Raw genomic sequence first — 21,203 nt, forward strand, 5'->3', positions numbered from 1 at the left:
ATAAAAATCATACAAATCCTAGTAAGATCAAAGGAAACAGTTACAATCCGTAGAATTATAAGGTCAAAAAGTAAAAACGTTGCACCTTATTATAGGTGCAACTCAGAATGTTACTATTTTGATTATTGAATGAATCTCATTAATTTAACTTTGCAAAAGCTACTAATGAACCCTGATCACAAGATTCGAGACCATTCTTTTCATAAAAATGTCTGACATCAGGAGCTTCTTCTGTTAATAAAACTTTTTGGCGAACTTTTTGATATTTCTTCAGAATTTGTTCCATAAGTTGAGTAGCAATACCTTGATTTTGATAAGCATTTAACACAAGTATATCTTGGATATAAAGAATTGTAAGCCCATCGCCAACAACACGAATTAACCCTACTAATTCATCTCTATTCCAGGCGGATATAACATCTAAGGACTGCGATATTGCTTGTTGGAGAGTTTCTAAATCCTGGGTGTAGGCATACCACTGTACATCATTATATAATCTTTCTACTTGCTCTATATTAATATTTTTACTATGTTTATAGATAATTGTCATTTAATTTTCCTCCTCAATATTTTACTTGAAGAGGTTTTTCCATAATTTATCCACTGTCTTATGCCCCCTTTTCTGTTAATTGCTGTAAATGGATATACTTACTATTTCAACACAACTCATCAAATTCCTGCTTACTTTTCAGCTTTTCTTTTTTAAAAGAGAACAGGGGTTGGATTGCTGAAACGAAGTGGTTTAGGGAGCAAGCAAATAAAATAAGAAGTGAAAAAATTTGAACACATGATAAACAGAGTGCTCAATTTGAGTATTATGGATATTGACTAAAATAAAACTGGAGGTGCTAGTTAGTATCCTAATTGCACCTCCAGTAACTATTTTACATATCCTTGTCTTTCTTAAAACCGACCCTCTTGCCCATTAGGACAATACGATCGCCATGAAAATTTTTTACTTAAATAAGTCGCCTTGTTCATCTGAAACTTCAATTTCACCTGATTTTATTTTTTCATAAACCTCTTTCACTTTCGTAATTGTCTCTTCACTTAGGTTAGGGTTTTCTTCAGGGATACCAACACCATCATTTTCAACACTATACGTAAGTGTTTCTCCACCTGGGAATTTTCCATCTAACTCTTGTTGAATTAACTCTTGTGTAGCATGCGCCAAATTCTTCATAGCTGATGTTAAAATGATAGATTTACCATCTTCATTTAAACCATCTGCATATTGATCCACGTCAACACCAACAATCCAAACCTCTTCACCTTTTGAAGCACGCTGTTTTGCTTCGTTGATCGCCCCAACACCAACACCACCAGCTGCAGCAAAAATTACATTAACTCCCTTATTATACATTTGAGCAGCAATTTGTCCGCCAGCAGCAACGTCATCAAACGAACCTTGATAAAGAACATTTTCTTGTTTAATATTTACATTCGTGCCTAAATTTTCATTCGCATACTTAAGACCTTGTTGGAATCCCCAATTAAACTTTTGAACAGCAGGAATTTCCATTCCACCAATAAATCCAGCTTCAGCCTCTTTTAATTCTAAAGCTGTAGCAACTCCCGCCAAAAATCCAGATTCATGTTCCGCAAAGAAAATTGAAACAGTATTATCAGCTACTTCTGGAACAAAATCTCCTTTATGTGGATTACCGTCTAAAATAACAAATTTAGCATCTTCATATTTTGATTGCGCTTGGTATATCGCTGTTTCGAATTTAAAACCAGGTGTAACAATGAACTTGTAGCCTGCATCATAAAGATTTCCAATCTCTTTTAAATACTCAGCCTCAACTTCACCTGCTGGCTTTAGGTATTTTTCTTGAATCCCTAACTCCTCTTTCGCTGCTAAAATACCTTCCCAAGTACCTTGGTTGAATGATTTATCATCAATTGTACCCGCGTCAGTAACCATACCAACTTTTAGATCTGACTTTTTAACATTTTCTCCGCCATTTTCCTTATCATCAGTACCACACCCAGCAAGTAAAGTACTCGCAGCAAGTAATGATGCAAGACCCATAGCAAACTTCTTTTTAAACATTTAAAAACCCCCTAAATTTTTTGTATATTAGCAAGTAATTTGCAAGACTATTTTTCTGGTAACCACCTCCTTTTTCATTTGGAACCCAATGGCTAATCCACGATTTATACGGACTTACCTTTCCACCAACAATATATTCGACAAAAAGTGCTTTAATCCTTCTTAAATCGACTCGCAAAACAGTAAAAAAATCACTGAATTTTTCTGTCATGATATATAAACAGTGTGATTACATTTAATACGACCATAACGAAAAGAAGAACGGTTACATCAAGGACTTTAGAACCACTTATAGGAAACGGAAGAATCCAAGCCAGTAAACCAAGCACTAGACTGCCAACATTTAAAGACCTATTATGAATGATCCTCCTAATACTTTATAGCTAAATTTTAACATAATATTCCAAGTGTTTTTCAAAAAAAAGACCATCATTAGATGATCCCTTTCCAAGAACTCACTTTATAGTGGATATAAACATGGAAGCGTCTTGATTAATAAATTGGTTTTAAGTCTTCACAGACCAGAACTATAAATCCTGTTTATACACAATTCCATGCTCTAAGTATATTTTAAGAAGTGTTAATGCTTCTCCCCAGCCTACTGCACATCCAATACATGCTTTTATGTCTTTTTCAGAATCGGTGTAGCCGGTCTCATTAAGAACCACTAATGTTCCGTCTTTATAAGGCTCAAGTGTAAAAGTTACGGTTGAATTCTGTTCACCAGGTAACCATCTAAAAACAAATCTCTTGTTTGGTATTGCCTGTACGATTTTACCTCCATCTTCTATGTCAATGTTTTCACTACCAAAATCGGTGCAAATCAATTTAATTTCTCCGGTTCCGTCTGGGTATATTTCTAAAGACGTTTTATCTGTAAACCAAGCATTCCACCCTTGAGACGTTGATAATGTTTTATACACTTCTTCTAACGGTACTTTAATATAGGTTTTATGGTTTATTTCAGGCATTTTCACGTTCCTCCATATCATTATACAGGTAAGTGTGCATCAAACTTGATTTATATTCCTCGTTTTCACTATAATGGTAATATATAAAATATTATAACTTTTAAACTAAACTTCAAAAACAACTATTCTTCTAAGTGTTCCTTACATAATTTTTCGTTCCTCCATGACTATACTTCATTTGTTTAGTTTCATGCATCTATCATAATTTAATAAGCAGCTTAATATAATGGACCTGATGCTCTGTATTTATCAAAGTCTATATTTCTATCAACTCAGTCCTTCTTCTATGTAATATTCAAAAAACATTATGATCATCCTAGTTTCTAAATAAACTAGATGTATAAATTACTAAATTTTCACAGAAGGAGAGATTTAAAAATGGATACTAAAGGCAATGAAAACATTGGAGGATGCCCGTTTCACGGGGGTGCTATTAGCAGTAAATCAAGTGGTAATACGACTCGCGACTGGTGGCCAAATGCATTAAACTTGAATATTCTCCATCAACATGACCGAAAATCTAATCCTATGGGAGAGGACTTTGATTACGCAGAAGAATTTAAAAAATTAGATTACGATGCTCTTAAGCAAGATCTTCGCGATTTAATGAAAGACAGTCAAGACTGGTACCCTGCAGACTATGGGCATTATGGGCCAATGTTTATTCGTATGTCCTGGCATGCTGCTGGTACATACCGTATTGGAGATGGTCGAGGTGGCGGTGGAACTGGTAACCAACGTTTTGCACCATTAAATAGCTGGCCTGACAACGTTTTACTTGATCGAGCACGACGACTCCTTTGGCCGATTAAGCAAAAGTATGGAAATAAAATCTCATGGGCTGATTTACTTGTCCTAGCAGGTAATGTTGCCATTGAAGATATGGGTGGACCAACAATTGGATTTGGAGCAGGACGTCCAGATATTTGGCATCCAGAAGAGGACATCTATTGGGGAACTGAAACCGAATGGCTCGGTGATAATCGTTATACGGGCGAACGCGACCTTGAAAACCCGCTTGCTGCTGTTCAAATGGGGCTAATTTATGTGAACCCCGAAGGTCCAAATGGAAAGCCAGATCCGATTGCAAGTGCAAAAGACATACGTGAAACCTTTGCACGGATGGGTATGAATGATGAGGAAACAGTTGCACTTATCGCTGGAGGACATACTTTCGGAAAGGCACATGGTGCAGGAGATGCTTCTCATGTTGGGCCAGAGCCAGAGGCTGCTCCGATTGAAGCGCAGGGCTTAGGTTGGCAAAGTTCTTATGGGAAAGGGTTTGGCCGTGACACTATCGGTAGCGGTATTGAAGGTGCCTGGACAGCTAATCCGACGCAGTGGGATAATGGTTACTTTGATCTCTTGTTTGGATATGAGTGGTGGTTAACAAAGAGTCCTGCAGGCGCATGGCAATGGCTTATTGTAGATCCTGCTGAAGAGCATCTTGCACCAGATGTAGAAGATCCATCTATCAAAGTTCCAACAATGATGACTACTGCAGATATGGCAATACGACATGACCCGGAATACGAGAAAATTGCACGTCGTTTCCATCAGAATCCAGACGAATTTGCAGATGCATTTGCACGTGCATGGTTCAAGCTATTACACCGCGACATGGGCCCTAAATCGAGATATCTTGGTCCAGAAGTTCCAGAAGAAGATTTCGTCTGGCAGGACCCTGTACCAGCTGGTAATTATGATTTAACAGATGCTGAAATTTCTGAGATTAAAGCAAAAATTTTAGACTCTGGTCTTACAGTCAGTAAGCTCGTTACAACAGCTTGGGCTTCTGCTAGTACGTACCGTGGCTCAGACCACCGAGGTGGTGCAAACGGTGCTCGTATCCGCATGGCTCCACAGAAGGATTGGGAGGTAAACGAACCAGAACAACTTGCACAGGTACTCCAAGTATTAGAAGGTATTCAAAAAGATATAGAAGTCGATATCAGCTTGGCTGATTTGATTGTACTAGGAGGAAGCGCTGCAATCGAAAAAGCTGCACAAGACGCTGGCTTTGATGTAACAGTTCCATTTGCTCCTGGTCGTGGAGATGCAACACCGGAGCAAACGGATGTAGAAAGCTTTGACGTACTAGAGCCTATAGCTGATGGTTTCCGCAACTATCAAAAGAATCAGTTTAGTGTGAGTCCAGAAGAGCTACTCGTTGATAAAGCACAACTCTTAGGGCTTACTGCGCCGGAAATGACAGTTCTTATTGGTGGAATGCGTGTCCTAGGTACAAACTACGGTGGGTCAAATCACGGCGTGTTTACGGATCGTGTAGGTCAACTCACGAATGATTTCTTTGTGAACTTGCTAGACATGGGCGTGCAATGGAAGCCTGTAGGAGAAAACGTCTATGAAGGCCGGGACCGCAAAACAGGTGAGGTCGTACGTACAGCAACAAGAGTGGACCTTGTTTTCGGTTCAAACTCTGTTCTCCGTTCCCTTGCAGAAGTGTACGCTCAACATGATAACAAAGAAAAGTTTGTGCGTGACTTTATTGCTGCATGGGTGAAAGTAATGAACGCGGATCGCTTTGACCTTGAAATGGTTGAAACAAAGAAAGCGCAACTAGCAAGTAAATAATTATATAATAACGGCATCTAACCTGGTAGATCCCTTCCACCGGATAGAATCCCAGTATAAAATAAAACATCTTCCAAGTCGGAAGATGTTTTATTTATTTTTTGTATTATTGTTTCCAGTCTATTTAACTCTTTTTCTTCTCATCCATTGTGTTGCAGCCCATTTATCACCTACAATAACAGGTGCCCCACCATGTAAGGTACGTTCATTTAAGGTTTCGTCATTATAGAAGTATTCAAAATACACGGCCATCCCCTTTTGTGGAGATACTGAAAAATGAAGCTTTGGAAAATACGTTTCCCCACCCTGCTCTACATCGCTTAGATACATGACAAGTGTACTAATTCTAGGGTTGTTAATTACCTTATTGGAAGAATTGAAAAAGTCAAAATGGGCTTTATATTCTTGCCCAATCTTATAATTTAATATTTGCAGCCCTTCTCCATATTCAGTTGGTATATTCATAATCTGTGAGATTCGTGTTTCGATTCTATTGACAATTACATTTTCATTATCGTCTAAAAATGCACTACTGCCCGTTCTCATGTTATCTACATATGCATTACTAATTTTTGATCGATGCATTCTATCCTTAGATAATCTCATTAACTCATCACATTCTTCATCACTCAACACATTTCCTAATATGACAACTAATGGTTCTTCCAATCTAGCGATAATGTTTATAATTCGATCCTCAGTAATAATTTTATTGCCAACATGATTAAAAATCGTTGGCTCTTTTATCGGTAAATCTGTAGCATCCATTGTCAACTTTCATCATCCTCTTCAATCATTTAAATTAAAAATTAATGGATTGATTTATAACAGAAAGCAATTAAATAGTAGTTTTTTGTCCTTAGGTTCCTCCTGTTTTCAGAATGAAAGCCAACGCTTACATAGCTTGACTGAAAGTTTGCATTTTTTATTTTACACCCTGAAAGCCCATTTTTCTATTATTTTTTGAAAAAAATGTCATTTTTTATTTCGGAGTTGTTTTTTTACGAAAATATTAAAAGTAAAAATCCTAGATACAAATAAGAATTTGCATCTAGGATTTTATATCATGGACAGTATCCTGTTTCACCTTATTTATTTGGAATTGTAATAGGATTACTAGCACTCATACTCGAATTTTGAATCATATCACGTAATTTTTCAACAATGTCAAGTTGTAAGAATCCATTTCCTTCCGCGCTTTTTCTGTTTCCTAGCGGTACCGTTCGTCTAATGAGCTGTGCGTATACCTCTGCTTCACTAAGTGTTCGATCAAATTCTTTTTCACTTAAATTGACGATTAATGCTATCGCACCCGCTACATGCGGAGCCGCCATGGATGTACCAGTTAGTTTTGCATATTTCTTATCTGGATAGGTTGAAATGACTTCGACCCCAGGTGCAACAAGATCAATTTCTGTATGAGAGTTAGAAAAAGGAGCAAGTTGCAAATCCATATCCACGGCTCCTACCGAAATCACTTCGTTATATGCACCAGGATAAGCATACTCAAACGTATCCTCTTGGGAATCCCCTTCATTCCCTGCTGCAACTACTACAGATATATTTTGGTCAACGGCATGTTGAATCGCCTCATGTAATTCGGACACGTCTTCGGGTCCGCCTAGTGACATGGAAATCACACGAACTTTTTCGTCTTTAGAACCACGCCATTCGACTGCATAGTGAATGGCCTTGATAATCCAATCATAATTTCCTGCCCCTTCTCCCGTTAATGCCTTTAAGCTTAAAATTTGGGCTTTTGGAGCAATACCAACAACACCATTATTATTTAGAGTGGCAGCTATTGTACCAGATACATGAGTACCATGTCCGTTATTATCCTCAAATACATCAGGGTCACCCTGATAATCCGTTGTAAAATTACGTCCTGCTATAATTCGATCCTTTAAATCTGGATGAGACGTGTCAATTCCTGTATCAATGACAGCAATAACAATCCCTTCACCCTGATTGCTTTCATCCCATAATGAAGGGGCCTGTACCAATTGAACTCCCTCTGGTATTTCTTGTGTTTGATCCACAACTGACTGAATGGTAAACGGTAATAATTTGACTTGATTTTTCACGATGGTTTTCCTCCTTCAAATCAATTTTCAAAACGAATTACCCTTATTCCCTTCTGTCTAGTCTTGATTTGTTGTTAACTAATTGGCCAACCTTCAACTATAGGGGAAGGTTTGTTTCATTATAGCAACCTAAGAAGACTTTAACAATAATATAGACTGAAAATTATGAAAATGAATAGTTTGTCCTAAACTTGAAAACAGACTTTTTTCTCATTATTTGCCTTATTCCATTGACTGTCTTACTTGTCAGGTTAGACCTCTTTTTTATGATTGTAAAAATGAAATGTATGGGAATAGTAAAAAGAAAAGTGGAGGGTGAGTACCATAGAGACTTTTACTCATTATAAAATAAATGAAACCGAACATGGAATTGAAGTCATCTTATTTCTTAATGAAAATACAACAGAATTTTCTGCAGAATTAGGCTCGCTCACAAAAATGAATGAGTCCAATATAACAAATGAAGCGATTAGCTTTATCAAAAGAAAATTACCTTTATTAAAGATTAAGACCTGTAAAATTATGGCTGGTGGGATGTTGTTATCAGTACTAGGTATTGGCGCTATGCCTTCACAAAAAGCGGCTGCAGCTAAAAATACAGTTACACATTCACAGACTGATTCTTTAAATTATAAGGTATCGGCTGGAGATACACTTTTTAGTATTGCCCAGCGGCACGGTACATCAGTTAATGCTATTAAGGAAGCTAATCATTTATCCTCTGATGTATTACAAATTGGGCAGCTATTAACGATTCCTACTGGTGTGAGTTCCGTTCTAATTCATAATACTCATCAAGTCGTTTCTGGGGACACGTTGTATAGTATAGCTCAGCGTTATGGTACTTCGGTTGATGCAATCAAGAAGATCAATCAATTGTCTTCGGATTTATTAAGTGTTGGACAAACATTGACCATTCCTTCTGGAGAAACATCTTCTCCAACCCAAAGTACATACCAAGTTGCATCTGGAGATACGTTGTACAGCATTGCAACCCGTAATGGAACAACGGTTGATGCAATTATAAAGGCTAATGGTTTATCTTCGAACATTTTACAGGTCGGGCAGACGTTAGTAATTCCTATTGGTAGTACATTGACACCAACTCAAACTGCTACAACTACCTATCAAGTCGTTTCCGGAGATACGTTATACAGTATTGCTACACACAATGGTACTACGGTAGATGGAATCAAGAAAGCAAATAATCTATCTTCAGATTTTTTACAACTCGGACAAACATTAACAATCCCTAATGGAGGTACATCTACACAAATTCAAAGTGATGATAATACTCATCAAGTCAGACCTGGAGATACATTGTACACTATTGCGAAGCGCAATGGTATATCGGTGGATGCGATCAAGAATGCCAATAATTTGTCATCAAATTTATTAGAGGTTGGACAGGAGTTGTCCATTCCATCTAGCGGTAAGTCGGCATCTCCTACCCCTTCATTTACTAAAGAACAAAAGTCAGCATATAACGAAGAAGATGTCGAGTGGCTGGCAAAAATGATCTATAGTGAAGCAAGAGGTGAATCACTTGAAGGACAAATTGCAGTTGGTGCTGTTATAATGAATCGGGTAAAAAGCCCTTTATTTCCGAATACTGTGAAAGAAGTTTTATTTGAAAAAAGCAATGGGTATTATCAATTTACTCCAGCAGAAACAGGTGCAATCAATACAGCCACACCTAATAAACAACACATCGAAGCAGCCAAACGAGCAATGAATGGTGACGATCCTACAAATGGAGCACTCTTTTTTTACAATCCTGATAAAACTTCAAGCTCTTATCTAAGAAGCCGCACAGTTTCAACCACTATCGGGAACCATGTGTTTGCTTTTTAAAATAATACACAATAAGGTAGCGATCCGAATATTTTAAGGAGGCAAAAGATGTCTAAAAATAATAACGAATCACAAAATAGGATTGAGTTTAGTATCTGGGACACAAATACAGAAAGAAGTCATTCAATACCAGCTTCTAAAACTTCTGAAACTCCAAAGAAAAATACCTCTAGGTATAGCAAAAATGAAGAATAGCACATTTAATAAGAAAAAACTGCGATGAACTTTAAAAGCAAACTACAAAACGCGCAAAAGATTATTCAACAGGTTCAACAACAAATTCATATACAAATAAAGAGTGAATGTCCCCATGCAAAGTATTCCTTGAACATACCGGGGACACGCACTCTAGAATTTTTATATTTGATTACGGCAACTTATATTCATATTTATCGACAATTGATTTTGGAAATTCCATCCTTGCTGTCATTAACGGATCAACAACTTGACAAATTTTTAGATCTCCCACAAGTGATAACAGCATTCCCGCTTCATCAACCTCCAATCCTAATTTCTCTACAATGAAGGTATGCATTTGGATGGTAGCCAACTTTGCGGCCTCATCTAAGTCTTTAGCAGATGCAATGGTAATAATCTTATCGTCACTTTGCAGCATTGGTAAAGGAAGGGAGTTGTCTTTGATTACACTCACTTTAACCGTTACCTTACCGGGGATTTCAAGACCGCAAATTACAATTTCACCATCTGCCATTACTGCATGTAAGTCACCCATTGATAATAGAGCACCTGGAACATTAACGGGAAGATAAAGTGTTGAACCTTTTATGATTTTTTTACAATCCATGTTTCCTCCGTGCGCACCAGGTGTTCCAGTCGGAATTTCCTCTGTTTCTGGAGATGTCCCGATTACACCAATCATTGGTTTAATAGGTATATGGATTTCATCATTAAAGATTGCTTTCCCATCTTGAATTGGAATAATTTTAGTCGTTTCTCCCGTAACAATATCACCTAAAACTCCTAAATTCGGTGCCGTTGTCATAACACCCTTTTTTTCAATCTCAATATCTATTATTTCAACCTTTAAGATGTCTCCCCTTTCAGATCCTTCAACATAGAGAGGTCCTGTTGCAGGATTAATCTTATCCCATCCTACTGAACTGAATGGCTGGTCCTCCCGCTGGATAAGATTGCTAAAGCAATCTAACGTTTCAAATACGACTGTACTACCAGATTCAACTCTTTTTACTGGTGAATTTTTGGGAGACATCTTTAGGACTGCATGTTCTTTAGATATATACTCCATTTTTGTAAAACTCCTTCTTCTTTTTTCTTATTATCCAGCTGTTAAAGTATAAGCGACCGTTCCATCACTATTAATATCAATTAAGGCTCCCCTTAACATTCCTTGATCGTAGTCCGTACCAGCATTAATACAAATTGTCCGGCCAATAGTTGCAACACCTCGACTTTCATGCACATGACCATGTAAAGAAAGTAGTGGTTGATACCTTTCAATTGCTTCCCGTACGGCTTTACTACCAGTAGGACCCGTTGCTAATGAGTCACCATCTAACACTGGCTTTAAGTCTTTATCATACTGGGTCCCTTGGTCTAAATCCGTATCATATGGTGGGATATGGATGTTAAAAATACATTTACTCATATCCTTCACTTGTGATGCAAGTGTATTAATTTTTAATGCGAGTTCCTCCTCTGTAAATTCACGAGGATACTTAAATACACTCGGTTTTCCTCCTCCAATTGAGAGGATTTCAATTCCATTGTATTCTATGATTCTTCCATCACCATTTTCTACAAAACTACCTGAGTTAAGAATTTCATCTATATAGAAATCATCTACACTTCCAGGGATCATAATACAAGGAATGTTAGCTGCTTTAAATCTTTCATCAGCTAAAGCAACCCATTGTTTCAGAACCTCGATTTGCAATTCCTTAATTATTCTTTCTGCGTCTTGTTCGTTTAACTGATTTAGTTCATCTTCAGTTATTACAATTGGATAAAACCCCGCATCCCGTAAATTTTTTTTTAGATCCGGAAGTTCTTTGATATTTTTCACCTTAACTTTTGATCCATAATATTTACATGTATAAACTCCAGATTTTTCAACGATTGGGACTACCATTTTTCCGGTAAAGTCACCTCCGAAGATCATTAATTGTGCCTTGTAAAACTTTCCAGCATTTGTGAATTTCCTGAAAGCTGTTTCAGCACCATGTATGTCGGCTGCATAAAATATCTTCACTGTCCTCACCCCACTCATTATTTATATAAGAGAAATTAACTCAATCAGAAGGTATTTCTTGGAATTGAATATCGATATCTATTCCTTTTTTCGCATTCGAACGCTTCATGACAAAATAGATAATGATCGGAATACACATTAACAATAGTGATACGACGATCATTGTAAATGGTAAATCTCCTCTAAAGAATGGAATCAAGAGATAGTAACAAATGGAAACACTAATCGCTAATGTTAACCAACCTAGAATTGTTACCAAGTGAACGCCTAAGAACTTCGTTTTTACGATTGGAGGTGATGAATTAAATAATATTTTCTTCTTAGTTGAAAATAAGATTCCAGCAATCCCTAAGAAAATCCATGCCAAAAACCAAGTGAAAATTGTGTATGCAATATTTGCCGTCCAAGCAGGAACAAAGATATCAAGCATTAGGAAAAACCAAGCACCAATAATAACGGTTCTTAAAGCATAGGTTGGTGAATTTGTCTTTGGATTAAGTTCCATAAACTTCTTTGGAATTAGTCGATCAAATGACCAAGCAACGAAGTTTCTTGATGGACCAAAACCTAAACCAGCTGCTGAACCGAACGTTGCGATGGCAAAACATATGGCAATTAAGAACACAAAAATTGGACTCTTTGTCATGACCCCAATCATGATTGTGATAAATGGATCATAGCCTTCAAATGGATATGCCTCATGTCCTGCATTGTATAGATAATATAAACTGTTTGACCAAATATCTCCAAAGTTTACATATGTCATTCCATAGAAAACAGCCCAAATGACCATTAGAATTGTTAGAGAGCCAAATAATGCAAGCAACTGAGACTTTTGAACGTTACGTACTTCTCCTGCCAGATTTGCTCCAAAGGTTGAACCAAGTGTATTCAAAATGATATAAGTGGACCCTGCCATAATCGTGGCACCTACAAGAAACTCAGTCGTATAGCCATCTTGTGCAGCGATTTTGATAACGTCGTCGTAATTTAATCCTGTAAGTTCCGTAAAGTTGGCAGCAAAGGTTCCTTGCCCTGTTATAAGGTTTGCGATTATAAAGACTAATGCTCCAACAAGAGTTGCCCCTAAAGTTAAATAGGCAAGCCGCACCATCCACTTTGTTCCCTTGTAGTAGATGAAATAGATGAATAAAAGTAGGGCGGTTCCGAGAATTGCATGCATATAGTTACTGTCAAAAAATTCCGCATACCCCAACCAGGTTGGATCATTTCCTTTGATAACCGACATTGAGTAGAAGAACTCTACGATGGACCATTTAATAATCCAATTTAACAAAATCCCTGTCCATGAAATTGAAGTAAAGGTTATCATAAAACTTGCCATTAATCCTATTGAAGGATGAAGAATACGACTAATATAAATGTATTCACCTCCTGATCTAGGCATCGAAACGGACAGTAGCCAATAAAGACCTGCAATAACAAACATTTGTGAAACTGTTACAATTGCCCAAACCATATGTGCCCCAGGATATAAAAATGGTGCCCACATTATATACACAAGAGCAAACATTAGACCAGGATTAGCTGCTGAGTAAATCATCGTATCAATTGGACTAATCTGTCGTGCAATACCGCCAGTTGATTTCTGTTCAAACAACGCAAGACCAGTTTTTGACATCTTCTCACCTTTCTTTCTTGAGGTTTATTCATATGACCCAAGAGACCACTACGCCAATACAAAAATACATGAGGGTTCACATTTTTTATTTCGATATATTCACCTCCTTTATAGGAATAAGGAAGGATATTGTCCAAAAATTCAAAAAATAGTAACGAAAAAAAATTGAAGCTTTTTTATAATAGTTGCAAAAGCTTGTTCACGGATCTTGCAGAAGTATCAAGTGCTCCCCTTTCTTCATCAGAAAGGGGTAATTCTATAATACTTTCAATTCCATTTCCCCCCAGTATTGTTGGAACACCAAGGTATATTCCATGGTGTCCATACTCACCTTCTAAATAAGCAATCGAAGGGAGAATTCGTTTTTTATCGTTCACGATTGCATCCAACATTTGAACAATTGAAGCTGCAGGTGCAAAATAAGCACTCCCATTCCCTAGTAATTTTACAACCTCTCCTCCACCATTACGCGTTCGCTCAACGATTTCAGAAATTTTTTCTTCTGGAAGGATTTTTTCTAATGGTATTCCGCCCGCATATGAATATCTTATTAAGGGCACCATGGTATCCCCATGACCACCGAGAACGAAACTAGATACATCTTCTACCGAAATATTTAACTCTTGGGCAACAAAAGTATTAAACCTTGCTGTATCAAGAACACCTGACTGACCGATTACTCTATTTTTTGGAAAACCTGTAGATTTATAGCACACAAAAGACATCACATCTACCGGGTTACTTAATACTAAAATGTAACTATTTGGAGCATACTTCTTAATTTGTTCAGAAACTTCTATAATAATTTTCGCATTTATAGTGACTAGGTCATCCCTTGACATTCCAGGCTTCCGTGCAAACCCTGCCGTTACAATCACAAGATCAGAATTGGCAATGTCCTTATAATGACTACTTCCGAAAATAGTAGAGTTAAATTTTTCAATAGGGCCCGCTTCCTGGATATCTAAAGCTTTTCCTTTTGTTGGGTTTTCCATAGATGGGATATCAAGTAGGACAATATCGCCTAGATCCTTTTGCGCAATCATGAGTGCAATTGTAGTTCCCGTATTTCCTGCTCCAATGACTGCAAATTTCTTCCGCTTGAAGGACACGCCACTTTCCTCCTTCCAGAATGAGCTTATTCTAGAATGTTAGGTTTATCTGTTATCGAAGGGTCTTTATCCTTCCCAATCTCCTTGTCAATCTTTGCAACCAATGGTCGAATACTATTATCAGGATGTGGAATCACATTTGAAGAAATCAGTGCTCCAGTACGTTCTGCAATCTTTGTACCTGATTCAACTGCCGCCTGAACGGCACTAACATCACCCTCCACTAAAATCGTAACGAGTGCTGCATCAACCATAGACTGATTGACAAGTCTAACATTTGCATTCTTTAACATTGCATCTGCAACCTCAATGGATGTTGCTAGTCCCCTTGTTTCAATCATCCCTAACGCTTTAGTCAAATTCCTCACCTCTTCCTTTTTCTATGGCATCGATTATTCCGATAATTAGGGCGTCAATAGGAATATTTGCATTTTCAACATAAGAAGCTGGGGTACCTTTTGTCACCATCACTCGATCACCTAATCCAGCACCAATTCGATCGACTGCAATAAATGCCGGTTGCAGGGGGTTGTTTTTAACTAAACGTTCAGGCTGAACCACTAAAAATTTTAGACCAGTTAAATTTTCCTCCTTACGCGTTGCCCATATGTTCCCAATCACTGTACCAATGACCATGATTCATCCCTCATTTTGGTTCAAAAATTTAATAGAAATTCCCTTTTCTTTTGCAATATCTCTTGCAAGAGGAGTGATGATTGTCTTTGGGTGAACGAGGATACTTTTCATCTCCCATTTCTCAACAATTTCCTTTGTTAAAAGTTTTTCATTTGATGTATGTCGATTCCGAATGGTATCTTGTTGGGTTGAATTTGAAATATTTTCAATCGGAATCATAGCAGATAATGGATAAATATGAACACCATAATCATGTAATTGCAATTTGTATTGTACTAATTTCCGTAAGTACATATTGTCGCTTATACAATTTTCCTCTGATTCAATCATCCAGGATAGGTTGTCATCTGGGATAAAATCAACACGATACTCTTGATACATTAACTTTGAAAAAAGGATACTTTCCGGAGTATCTGCTAACCCAAGTGCAGCCTTCACTAAGAGGTCCTGACCTACCTCCAAAAAGACGGCATGATGAAAGCCACTAGGAATTTCATGACAAGAAAAAGGTATTTGTTCAATATCCCAATACCTTTTTAGTCTCTCAATCTGTTGCAGGCTTTTTTCTGACTCTTGATGAAGTACAAGAAGCTTTGGTTTTTTATGCTGCTTCTCAAACTCAATTAACCGAAGAACTTCCCTCACAATTTTTTCGACTTCATGTTGTTGGATCATTTACAAATACCTTCTTTTATAAGTTTTCCTAACTGGCCATCTGAAATGAGACCTGCATTCGCTTCATCCGTATCAATGTGCATTTCTAAAACGTAGTTAGGTGAAATCCGAACCTTTACTTTTTCAAATCGAATTGGACGAATACCGTCAGGAATTTCAACCTTCACATAGTCGCCATCTTGAAAGTTAAATTGACGGGCCATTTCAAGAGGCATATGAATATGTGCTTGTGCCAGAATTAATCCTTCTTTTAGATAGATACTTCCTTTTGGCCCAACAATTGTAATGGGGGAAGATCCTATAATATTCCCAGATTCTCGTACAGGTGGGCGTATTCCTAATTTCTTTGAATCTGTAAAGCTAACTTCAATCTGTGTTAATTTACGTATTGGTCCTAGTATTCTCACTTTTTCAATACTCCCACGTGGACCAACGATGGACACCGTTTCATTTGCAGCAAATTGACCAGGCTGCTTTAAATCTTTTCTTTTGGTAAGTTGATACCCCTTTCCAAAGAGTGTTTCTACATCTTTCTCACACAAATGGCAGTGACGAGCAGAAACACCGATTGGCACTTCTAACGAACAAGTTCTATTACTCTCATTCAATTGTTTTAATACGCGATTAATAATCATGCTTGTGGTTATCTCATTCATTTATGAAGCACATCCTTTCAATATGAAAGGTTCAACTTATCTGAATTTATTTTCTTATTCTATTTTAGGTAATATAATTTGTAACTCATTATGTGGTCGTGGGATGACGTGTACAGAAATAAGCTCTCCTACACGTTGCGCTGCTGCACTACCTGCATCTGTCGCTGCTTTTACGGCTCCAACGTCTCCTGTTACAAGAACTGTCACAATACCTCCTCCAACATGCACCTTTCCTACTAAGTTAACATTAGCGGCCTTTACCATTGCATCTGCAGCCTCTAATGAAGCAACCAAACCTTTTGTTTCAATCATTCCAAGTGCTCCGTTTATCTCTCTTGACATCATGAATTCCTCCTATTTACTCGTTTTGATACTTCTTCACTATACTTGATACAAGCTGTGAAACTAATTCTGAATCGATTTTTTGTGTGTCCATCTTTTTTTCATTAATGACATTCAGAACAATTTGCTCAATTTGATCCGTTTTTTCTCTTTCCATTTTTTCATTTGACTGATATTTAGAGGTTTTGGGAATGGTAACGTCTCTAATTCCATGTGCAATCCTTTTGATATTCAGTAGATGTCGAGTTGTAATGTTATCTGATGTAATGTTTCCACCATAGGACCCACAGCCTAATGTAAACGATGGGGTGATACCTGTCGTTGCTCCTGCTGCACCAATAGAAGCCAAGGTATTTACCAAGATTCGAGAAACAGGCATTTCATCCCCAAACATTTGAATAACAGCTTCATCCTTGGTATGAAGGGAAAGACTATGACCCCTTCCACCAATATTTAATAATGAATGACAAATCTCTTTTGCTTCTTCTACGTCGTTTACTGTATAAAAAGCAAAAATCGGGGATAGTTTTTCAATCGAGAATGGAACATTCTTACCGACATGGGTTTCCTCTGCAATGAGCACCCTTGTGCCTTTAGGTACATTAACCCCGGCCATCTCAGCAATAAGTTCAGCCGAACGGCCAACAATTGCTGGATTTAATTTCCCTTTTATTGGAGATATAATATTTTCTACTTTTTCCTTTTCCCACTCATCTAGGAAATAACAATCGTTATTTTTTAACTCTCTAATTGTGATTTCTTTTACGTTTTTATGAACTACCATGGCTTGTTCAGTAGCACAAATGGTACCATTATCAAATGATTTACTATCGACAATCATTCTAACAGTATCCTTGATAGGGGCAGATTTATCTATATAGACTGGCACATTACCGGGTCCTACACCGTATGCGGGCTTTCCAGAACTATAAGCGGCCCGAACGAGTCCCCCTCCACCTGTTGCTAGAATTAAATGAACATCCTTATGTTTCATTAATTCTGTAGTAGCAGGCATGGTAGGATGAGTAATCCATCCAATTAATCCAGAAGGTGCCCCAGCTTTTAAAGCAGCTTCATTACATATTTCCAACGCTTTCACTGTACAAGATACTGCCGAAGGATGTGGACTCACAACAATCCCATTTCGAGCTTTTAGGGAAATGAGAGTTTTAAATATTGCGGTTGAAGTTGGATTTGTGGTCGGTATGATACATCCAACCACACCAAACGGAAAAGCAATTTCGGTTACCTTTTTTACAGAATCAGTATGAATAACGCCAACCGTTTTCTCATTTTTAATTGATTCATAAACTCCTAATGAACCAAGTTCATTTTTTATTTTTTTGTGTTCTACAATTCCCATTTGCGTTTCTTCAACTGCTAATCGAGCTAAATATTCAGAAGCTTCAAATGCTGCTTCGGCTATGCTTTTAATAATATGATCTACTTTTTCCTGTGAATATCTCTCAAACTCTTTTTGTGCCTTATTGGCATGTTTTACGGCCTCACGCATTTCTTTAATGGATAACAGGTCATAATCTAAATCAACGATAGAAATCACCCCTTTCTCTATTAACAATTAATGATGGGGGAAGAATTTTACTTTATCCTGTGCTGCTTCATGAATATTACCTTTACTAGTGTTTAGTATTTTTGATGAAATACTTTTCCATGTTTGTAATTCTGCTTCATTCAGAGGATTTAAATATGAATTTCCCTTTTTCTTTGGATCTCCTATCACCCTTGAGATTGCTTCCCACTCCTCTATCTCTGCTTTACTCAGTGGATGATATCTTGAACTATTATCAACTGATGAAAATTGATTGTTTGTTTTATTTGTAGAATCCTCTTTGATTGCATGCGCATTACTGTACTCCTCTAAATTAGCTATTACGAGTCGAGTAATTTTTTCTACGAGATTTGCATCCATATTTTTCAGCTCCTATGTGGGGAATCCTTGTTATGAAAAGGCTTACAAAAATCACCTATATTTTTGTATATAATAAATACGTCTTAGCTATTTCATCTGTTTCAACTGAAAAATTACTTCCTAGTTCTCGAGTGGTTTCGTTATCCCGACTACCAACCCACGCAATTAATTGTAATCTTCGCATCATGATAAACGTTGGAATTTCATTCACATCCTCCATTGTTAGCTGACGAACCTTACGATAACCTGTAATCCAAGCATCAATTAACGCAGGAACATATGGCTTGTGTTCAATGAAACTTAATGAGGTCGCAAAATCATAGAGATACCAACCAAATCCACAATCATCAAAATCAATTACTTTGATTTTGCCCTTCTCAACAAGTAAATTTGCAAGTCGAAGATCAGAATGGATTAAACCATATCGTTCTGGATCTTTTCCATATGCCTCAAGCCTTTTTTTAATTTTTTCAGAAACCTTTTGAAACAATTCTTTCCTTTCTGGTGTAATTCCGAGTCCATCTTCCCAGCGTCCCCATTTGGGAGATGGACCAAGAATGGAGTCATAATCCCAAGTCAGTCTTGTAATGTGGGCTAATTTTTTCCTATTCCTTATTGAATGTTCATGAAGTTGAGCTGTAACTTCACCTAGACTTTCAAACTCTTTAATGAGCTTATCTTCATTCTCCTCATCTGGAGCAGTTCCTTCTAAAAACGAAAATAACGTACAATAATAGGTTTCCCCTTGATAGACAACCTCTTGAACATATTCACGGTTACCTCCAGCTATTGGAATTGACACATTGATTGATGAATCTTGATCAATGGAGGTCAACCAATCAAGTTCACTTTGAACTTCTGTTTTCGAATGATATCCTGGGCGACCTACGCGTAAAACATATTTTTCACCATTCGATTTGTTTGTAACTAGATACGTTGCATTCTCTGAGTAGTTTAAGAGTTTACTAGTAGAATCAGTTAAAAAGGGGTACTCATTGACAGCTAGATTTGCTATATTGGAAAACTTATTTAACGAATTTTGTAAAGGGTCTGAAGCAGATTGGCTCATAAACATGGCTCCCTTCCATCCATGAATTAGACAAAACTAAAAGCTTTTTGCGCAGCTTGTTTAATACTTAACTCACAACGAGATAGTAAATCATCGCAATACTCTTTATCACATAACAATCCTGGTTTGAACTGTAGAACTTTATTATCCAGCATCGAATAGATGGCCCAAACTCCATTCTTGTATAAGGACTGCATAACATAGACAGCCCCTTTTGGATGGCTAAATTCTAACCCCATTACTACACCAGATTGTCGAATACCGACAAAAAACTCAGGATATTGATTTTTGATTGTTTCAAGACCCGTGCGTAAGTAGCGAGAAACAAATTCTACATTTTGTTTTACTTCTTTTCGTTGGGTAATCTCTAAGACTTTCATGGCAACAATACAACCTAACTCCGATCCACCAAACGTTGAGATATGAGCAAAACCATCCTCATTCATCCAGTTTCCTGCCTTTTTGTTCACAACTGTTGCAGCAATCGGATAAATTCCACCACCAAATCCTTTTGAAGTCACCAATATATCAGGTTTCACTCCATAATGTTCTATTCCCCATAATTTTCCTGTCCGCAATAAACCAGTTTGTACTTCATCCGCAATATACATCGTGCCATACCGTTCACATAATCTTTTTACCGATTCTAGATACCCCTTTTCTGGTAATGGAAAGCCATATGTGGCAGGAATGGTTTCGATAATGACACACGCAACATCCTCCTGAAGAAGAGCCTGTTCCATCGCATCTATATCGTTAAAAGGGACATGAACAAACTCTGATGGATCTCCCTCACTTAAAAATGGCCGAGAATATCTCTCATTTCCTAACGATACTGCCAATCCTGTATGGCCATGGTACCCATACAAAATCGATACGATTTTTTTTCGTTTTGTGGCATAACGCGCACATTTGAGAGCTACATCAATCGCCTCGCTTCCCCCTGCTGAGAAGATTGAATAATGTAAAGTATCTGGAGTGCATTTATATAATTCTTCCGCAAGCTGTGCACGAGTGATGGATGGAAAATGATGATTGCCAATATCAAATTCATTTAAAGCCTCTTTAAGAGTAGCGATTAACTCCGGATTACGATGGCCTAGATTATAAGTTCCTCCATTTAAATGAACATCCATTAACCTTTTACCATCCAAATCGTAGAAATAATAACCCTCTCTTTCTCCCATTACTAGGTCAATACCATCTTCTTGCCATTGTTTTGTTTTCCCTGGATTCCACCAATTAATTGATTGGGAAAGAACAGATTCCTTCTTACTATGTTTCAGCATCTTCTTCTCCTCACTTATTAAAACTGAATTTAGACCGTTGAATCAGAAAATAGATGAAA

General features: G+C 37.4%; 21 protein-coding genes. 3 read left to right on the forward strand and 18 right to left on the reverse strand.

The window, feature by feature from the left end; all coding sequences use genetic code 11:
- Window positions 1-139: 139 nt before the first annotated feature.
- The 3 genes from V7138_RS06960 to V7138_RS06970 all read right to left on the reverse strand — a co-directional run bounded on the left by V7138_RS06960 (window position 140) and on the right by V7138_RS06970 (window position 3,027).
- On the reverse strand, window positions 140-550 hold the full coding sequence (locus tag V7138_RS06960) for a GNAT family N-acetyltransferase (protein ID WP_335395344.1): 411 nt from the start codon (window positions 548-550) through the stop codon (window positions 140-142).
- Window positions 551-955: 405 nt separating this feature from the next.
- Entirely contained in the window at window positions 956-2,056 is a 1,101-nt protein-coding gene (locus V7138_RS06965) for a BMP family lipoprotein (protein WP_335395346.1), read from the reverse strand.
- Window positions 2,057-2,583: 527 nt separating this feature from the next.
- Entirely contained in the window at window positions 2,584-3,027 is a 444-nt protein-coding gene (locus V7138_RS06970; protein WP_335395348.1) for an SRPBCC family protein, read from the reverse strand.
- Window positions 3,028-3,405: 378 nt separating this feature from the next.
- On the opposite strand from V7138_RS06970, the gene katG reads away from it, so the two are divergent.
- Window positions 3,406-5,622, forward strand: coding sequence for a catalase/peroxidase HPI (katG, locus tag V7138_RS06975; protein WP_335395351.1), 2,217 nt, complete (start codon window positions 3,406-3,408; stop codon window positions 5,620-5,622).
- 120 nt (window positions 5,623-5,742) lie between these two features.
- On the opposite strand, the gene V7138_RS06980 is transcribed toward katG, so the two are convergent.
- A complete protein-coding gene (locus V7138_RS06980) occupies window positions 5,743-6,390 on the reverse strand; it encodes a 2OG-Fe(II) oxygenase (protein WP_335395546.1) in 648 nt (215 codons plus the stop codon).
- 320 nt (window positions 6,391-6,710) lie between these two features.
- Window positions 6,711-7,709: a S8 family peptidase gene (locus V7138_RS06985; protein WP_335395354.1), complete on the reverse strand. Its 999-nt coding sequence runs from the start codon at window positions 7,707-7,709 to the stop codon at window positions 6,711-6,713.
- A gap of 315 nt (window positions 7,710-8,024) precedes the next feature.
- Here V7138_RS06985 and V7138_RS06990 point away from each other — a divergent pair, with 315 nt between their 5' ends.
- Together V7138_RS06990 and V7138_RS06995 are read left to right on the forward strand one after the other, a co-directional pair.
- Window positions 8,025-9,563 (forward strand): LysM peptidoglycan-binding domain-containing protein, encoded by a 1,539-nt coding sequence (locus tag V7138_RS06990; RefSeq protein ID WP_335395355.1) that lies wholly within the window; start codon window positions 8,025-8,027, stop codon window positions 9,561-9,563.
- A gap of 48 nt (window positions 9,564-9,611) precedes the next feature.
- Entirely contained in the window at window positions 9,612-9,758 is a 147-nt protein-coding gene (locus tag V7138_RS06995) for a hypothetical protein (RefSeq protein WP_335395358.1), read from the forward strand.
- 172 nt (window positions 9,759-9,930) lie between these two features.
- Here the strand turns inward: V7138_RS06995 and V7138_RS07000 are convergent, their stop codons facing one another.
- From V7138_RS07000 to V7138_RS07060, 13 genes are all read right to left on the reverse strand, one after another.
- Window positions 9,931-10,830: an acetamidase/formamidase family protein gene (locus tag V7138_RS07000; protein ID WP_335395361.1), complete on the reverse strand. Its 900-nt coding sequence runs from the start codon at window positions 10,828-10,830 to the stop codon at window positions 9,931-9,933.
- Window positions 10,831-10,860: 30 nt separating this feature from the next.
- The gene (locus tag V7138_RS07005; protein WP_335395363.1) at window positions 10,861-11,793 is read right to left on the reverse strand and encodes a metallophosphoesterase family protein; all 933 of its coding nucleotides are present in this window, start codon (window positions 11,791-11,793) and stop codon (window positions 10,861-10,863) included.
- A 40-nt stretch (window positions 11,794-11,833) separates the two neighbouring features.
- Complete coding sequence (locus V7138_RS07010; RefSeq protein ID WP_335395364.1) at window positions 11,834-13,435, reverse strand: APC family permease; 1,602 nt, start codon at window positions 13,433-13,435, stop codon at window positions 11,834-11,836.
- A gap of 176 nt (window positions 13,436-13,611) precedes the next feature.
- On the reverse strand, window positions 13,612-14,547 hold the full coding sequence (mdh, locus tag V7138_RS07015) for a malate dehydrogenase (protein WP_335395367.1): 936 nt from the start codon (window positions 14,545-14,547) through the stop codon (window positions 13,612-13,614).
- Window positions 14,548-14,573: 26 nt separating this feature from the next.
- Window positions 14,574-14,906: a BMC domain-containing protein gene (locus tag V7138_RS07020; RefSeq protein WP_438824324.1), complete on the reverse strand. Its 333-nt coding sequence runs from the start codon at window positions 14,904-14,906 to the stop codon at window positions 14,574-14,576.
- The gene (locus V7138_RS07025; protein ID WP_335395371.1) at window positions 14,899-15,183 is read right to left on the reverse strand and encodes a EutN/CcmL family microcompartment protein; all 285 of its coding nucleotides are present in this window, start codon (window positions 15,181-15,183) and stop codon (window positions 14,899-14,901) included. Before V7138_RS07025 ends, V7138_RS07020 begins: the two co-directional genes overlap by 8 nt.
- A 3-nt stretch (window positions 15,184-15,186) precedes the next feature.
- Window positions 15,187-15,858: a hypothetical protein gene (locus V7138_RS07030; RefSeq protein ID WP_335395374.1), complete on the reverse strand. Its 672-nt coding sequence runs from the start codon at window positions 15,856-15,858 to the stop codon at window positions 15,187-15,189.
- The gene (gene pduL / locus V7138_RS07035) at window positions 15,855-16,514 is read right to left on the reverse strand and encodes a phosphate propanoyltransferase (protein ID WP_335395376.1); all 660 of its coding nucleotides are present in this window, start codon (window positions 16,512-16,514) and stop codon (window positions 15,855-15,857) included. Before pduL ends, V7138_RS07030 begins: the two co-directional genes overlap by 4 nt.
- A 54-nt stretch (window positions 16,515-16,568) precedes the next feature.
- Window positions 16,569-16,856 (reverse strand): BMC domain-containing protein, encoded by a 288-nt coding sequence (locus V7138_RS07040; protein WP_335395379.1) that lies wholly within the window; start codon window positions 16,854-16,856, stop codon window positions 16,569-16,571.
- A 16-nt stretch (window positions 16,857-16,872) separates the two neighbouring features.
- Window positions 16,873-18,369, reverse strand: coding sequence for an aldehyde dehydrogenase family protein (locus V7138_RS07045; protein WP_335395548.1), 1,497 nt, complete (start codon window positions 18,367-18,369; stop codon window positions 16,873-16,875).
- Between the two features lie 66 nt (window positions 18,370-18,435).
- Window positions 18,436-18,786 carry a hypothetical protein gene (locus V7138_RS07050; protein WP_335395381.1) on the reverse strand — a complete coding sequence of 117 codons (351 nt, stop codon included), beginning with the start codon at window positions 18,784-18,786 and terminating at the stop codon, window positions 18,436-18,438.
- Window positions 18,787-18,841: 55 nt separating this feature from the next.
- Window positions 18,842-19,855: a phosphotransferase enzyme family protein gene (locus tag V7138_RS07055; RefSeq protein ID WP_335395384.1), complete on the reverse strand. Its 1,014-nt coding sequence runs from the start codon at window positions 19,853-19,855 to the stop codon at window positions 18,842-18,844.
- Between the two features lie 26 nt (window positions 19,856-19,881).
- Window positions 19,882-21,144, reverse strand: coding sequence for a class-III pyridoxal-phosphate-dependent aminotransferase (locus tag V7138_RS07060; protein ID WP_335395386.1), 1,263 nt, complete (start codon window positions 21,142-21,144; stop codon window positions 19,882-19,884).
- Between the last annotated feature and the right edge of the window lie 59 nt (window positions 21,145-21,203).

The sequence above is a fragment of the Bacillus sp. JJ1533 genome (assembly GCF_036965045.1).
Taxonomy (GTDB): domain Bacteria; phylum Bacillota; class Bacilli; order Bacillales; family Bacillaceae_L; genus Ferdinandcohnia.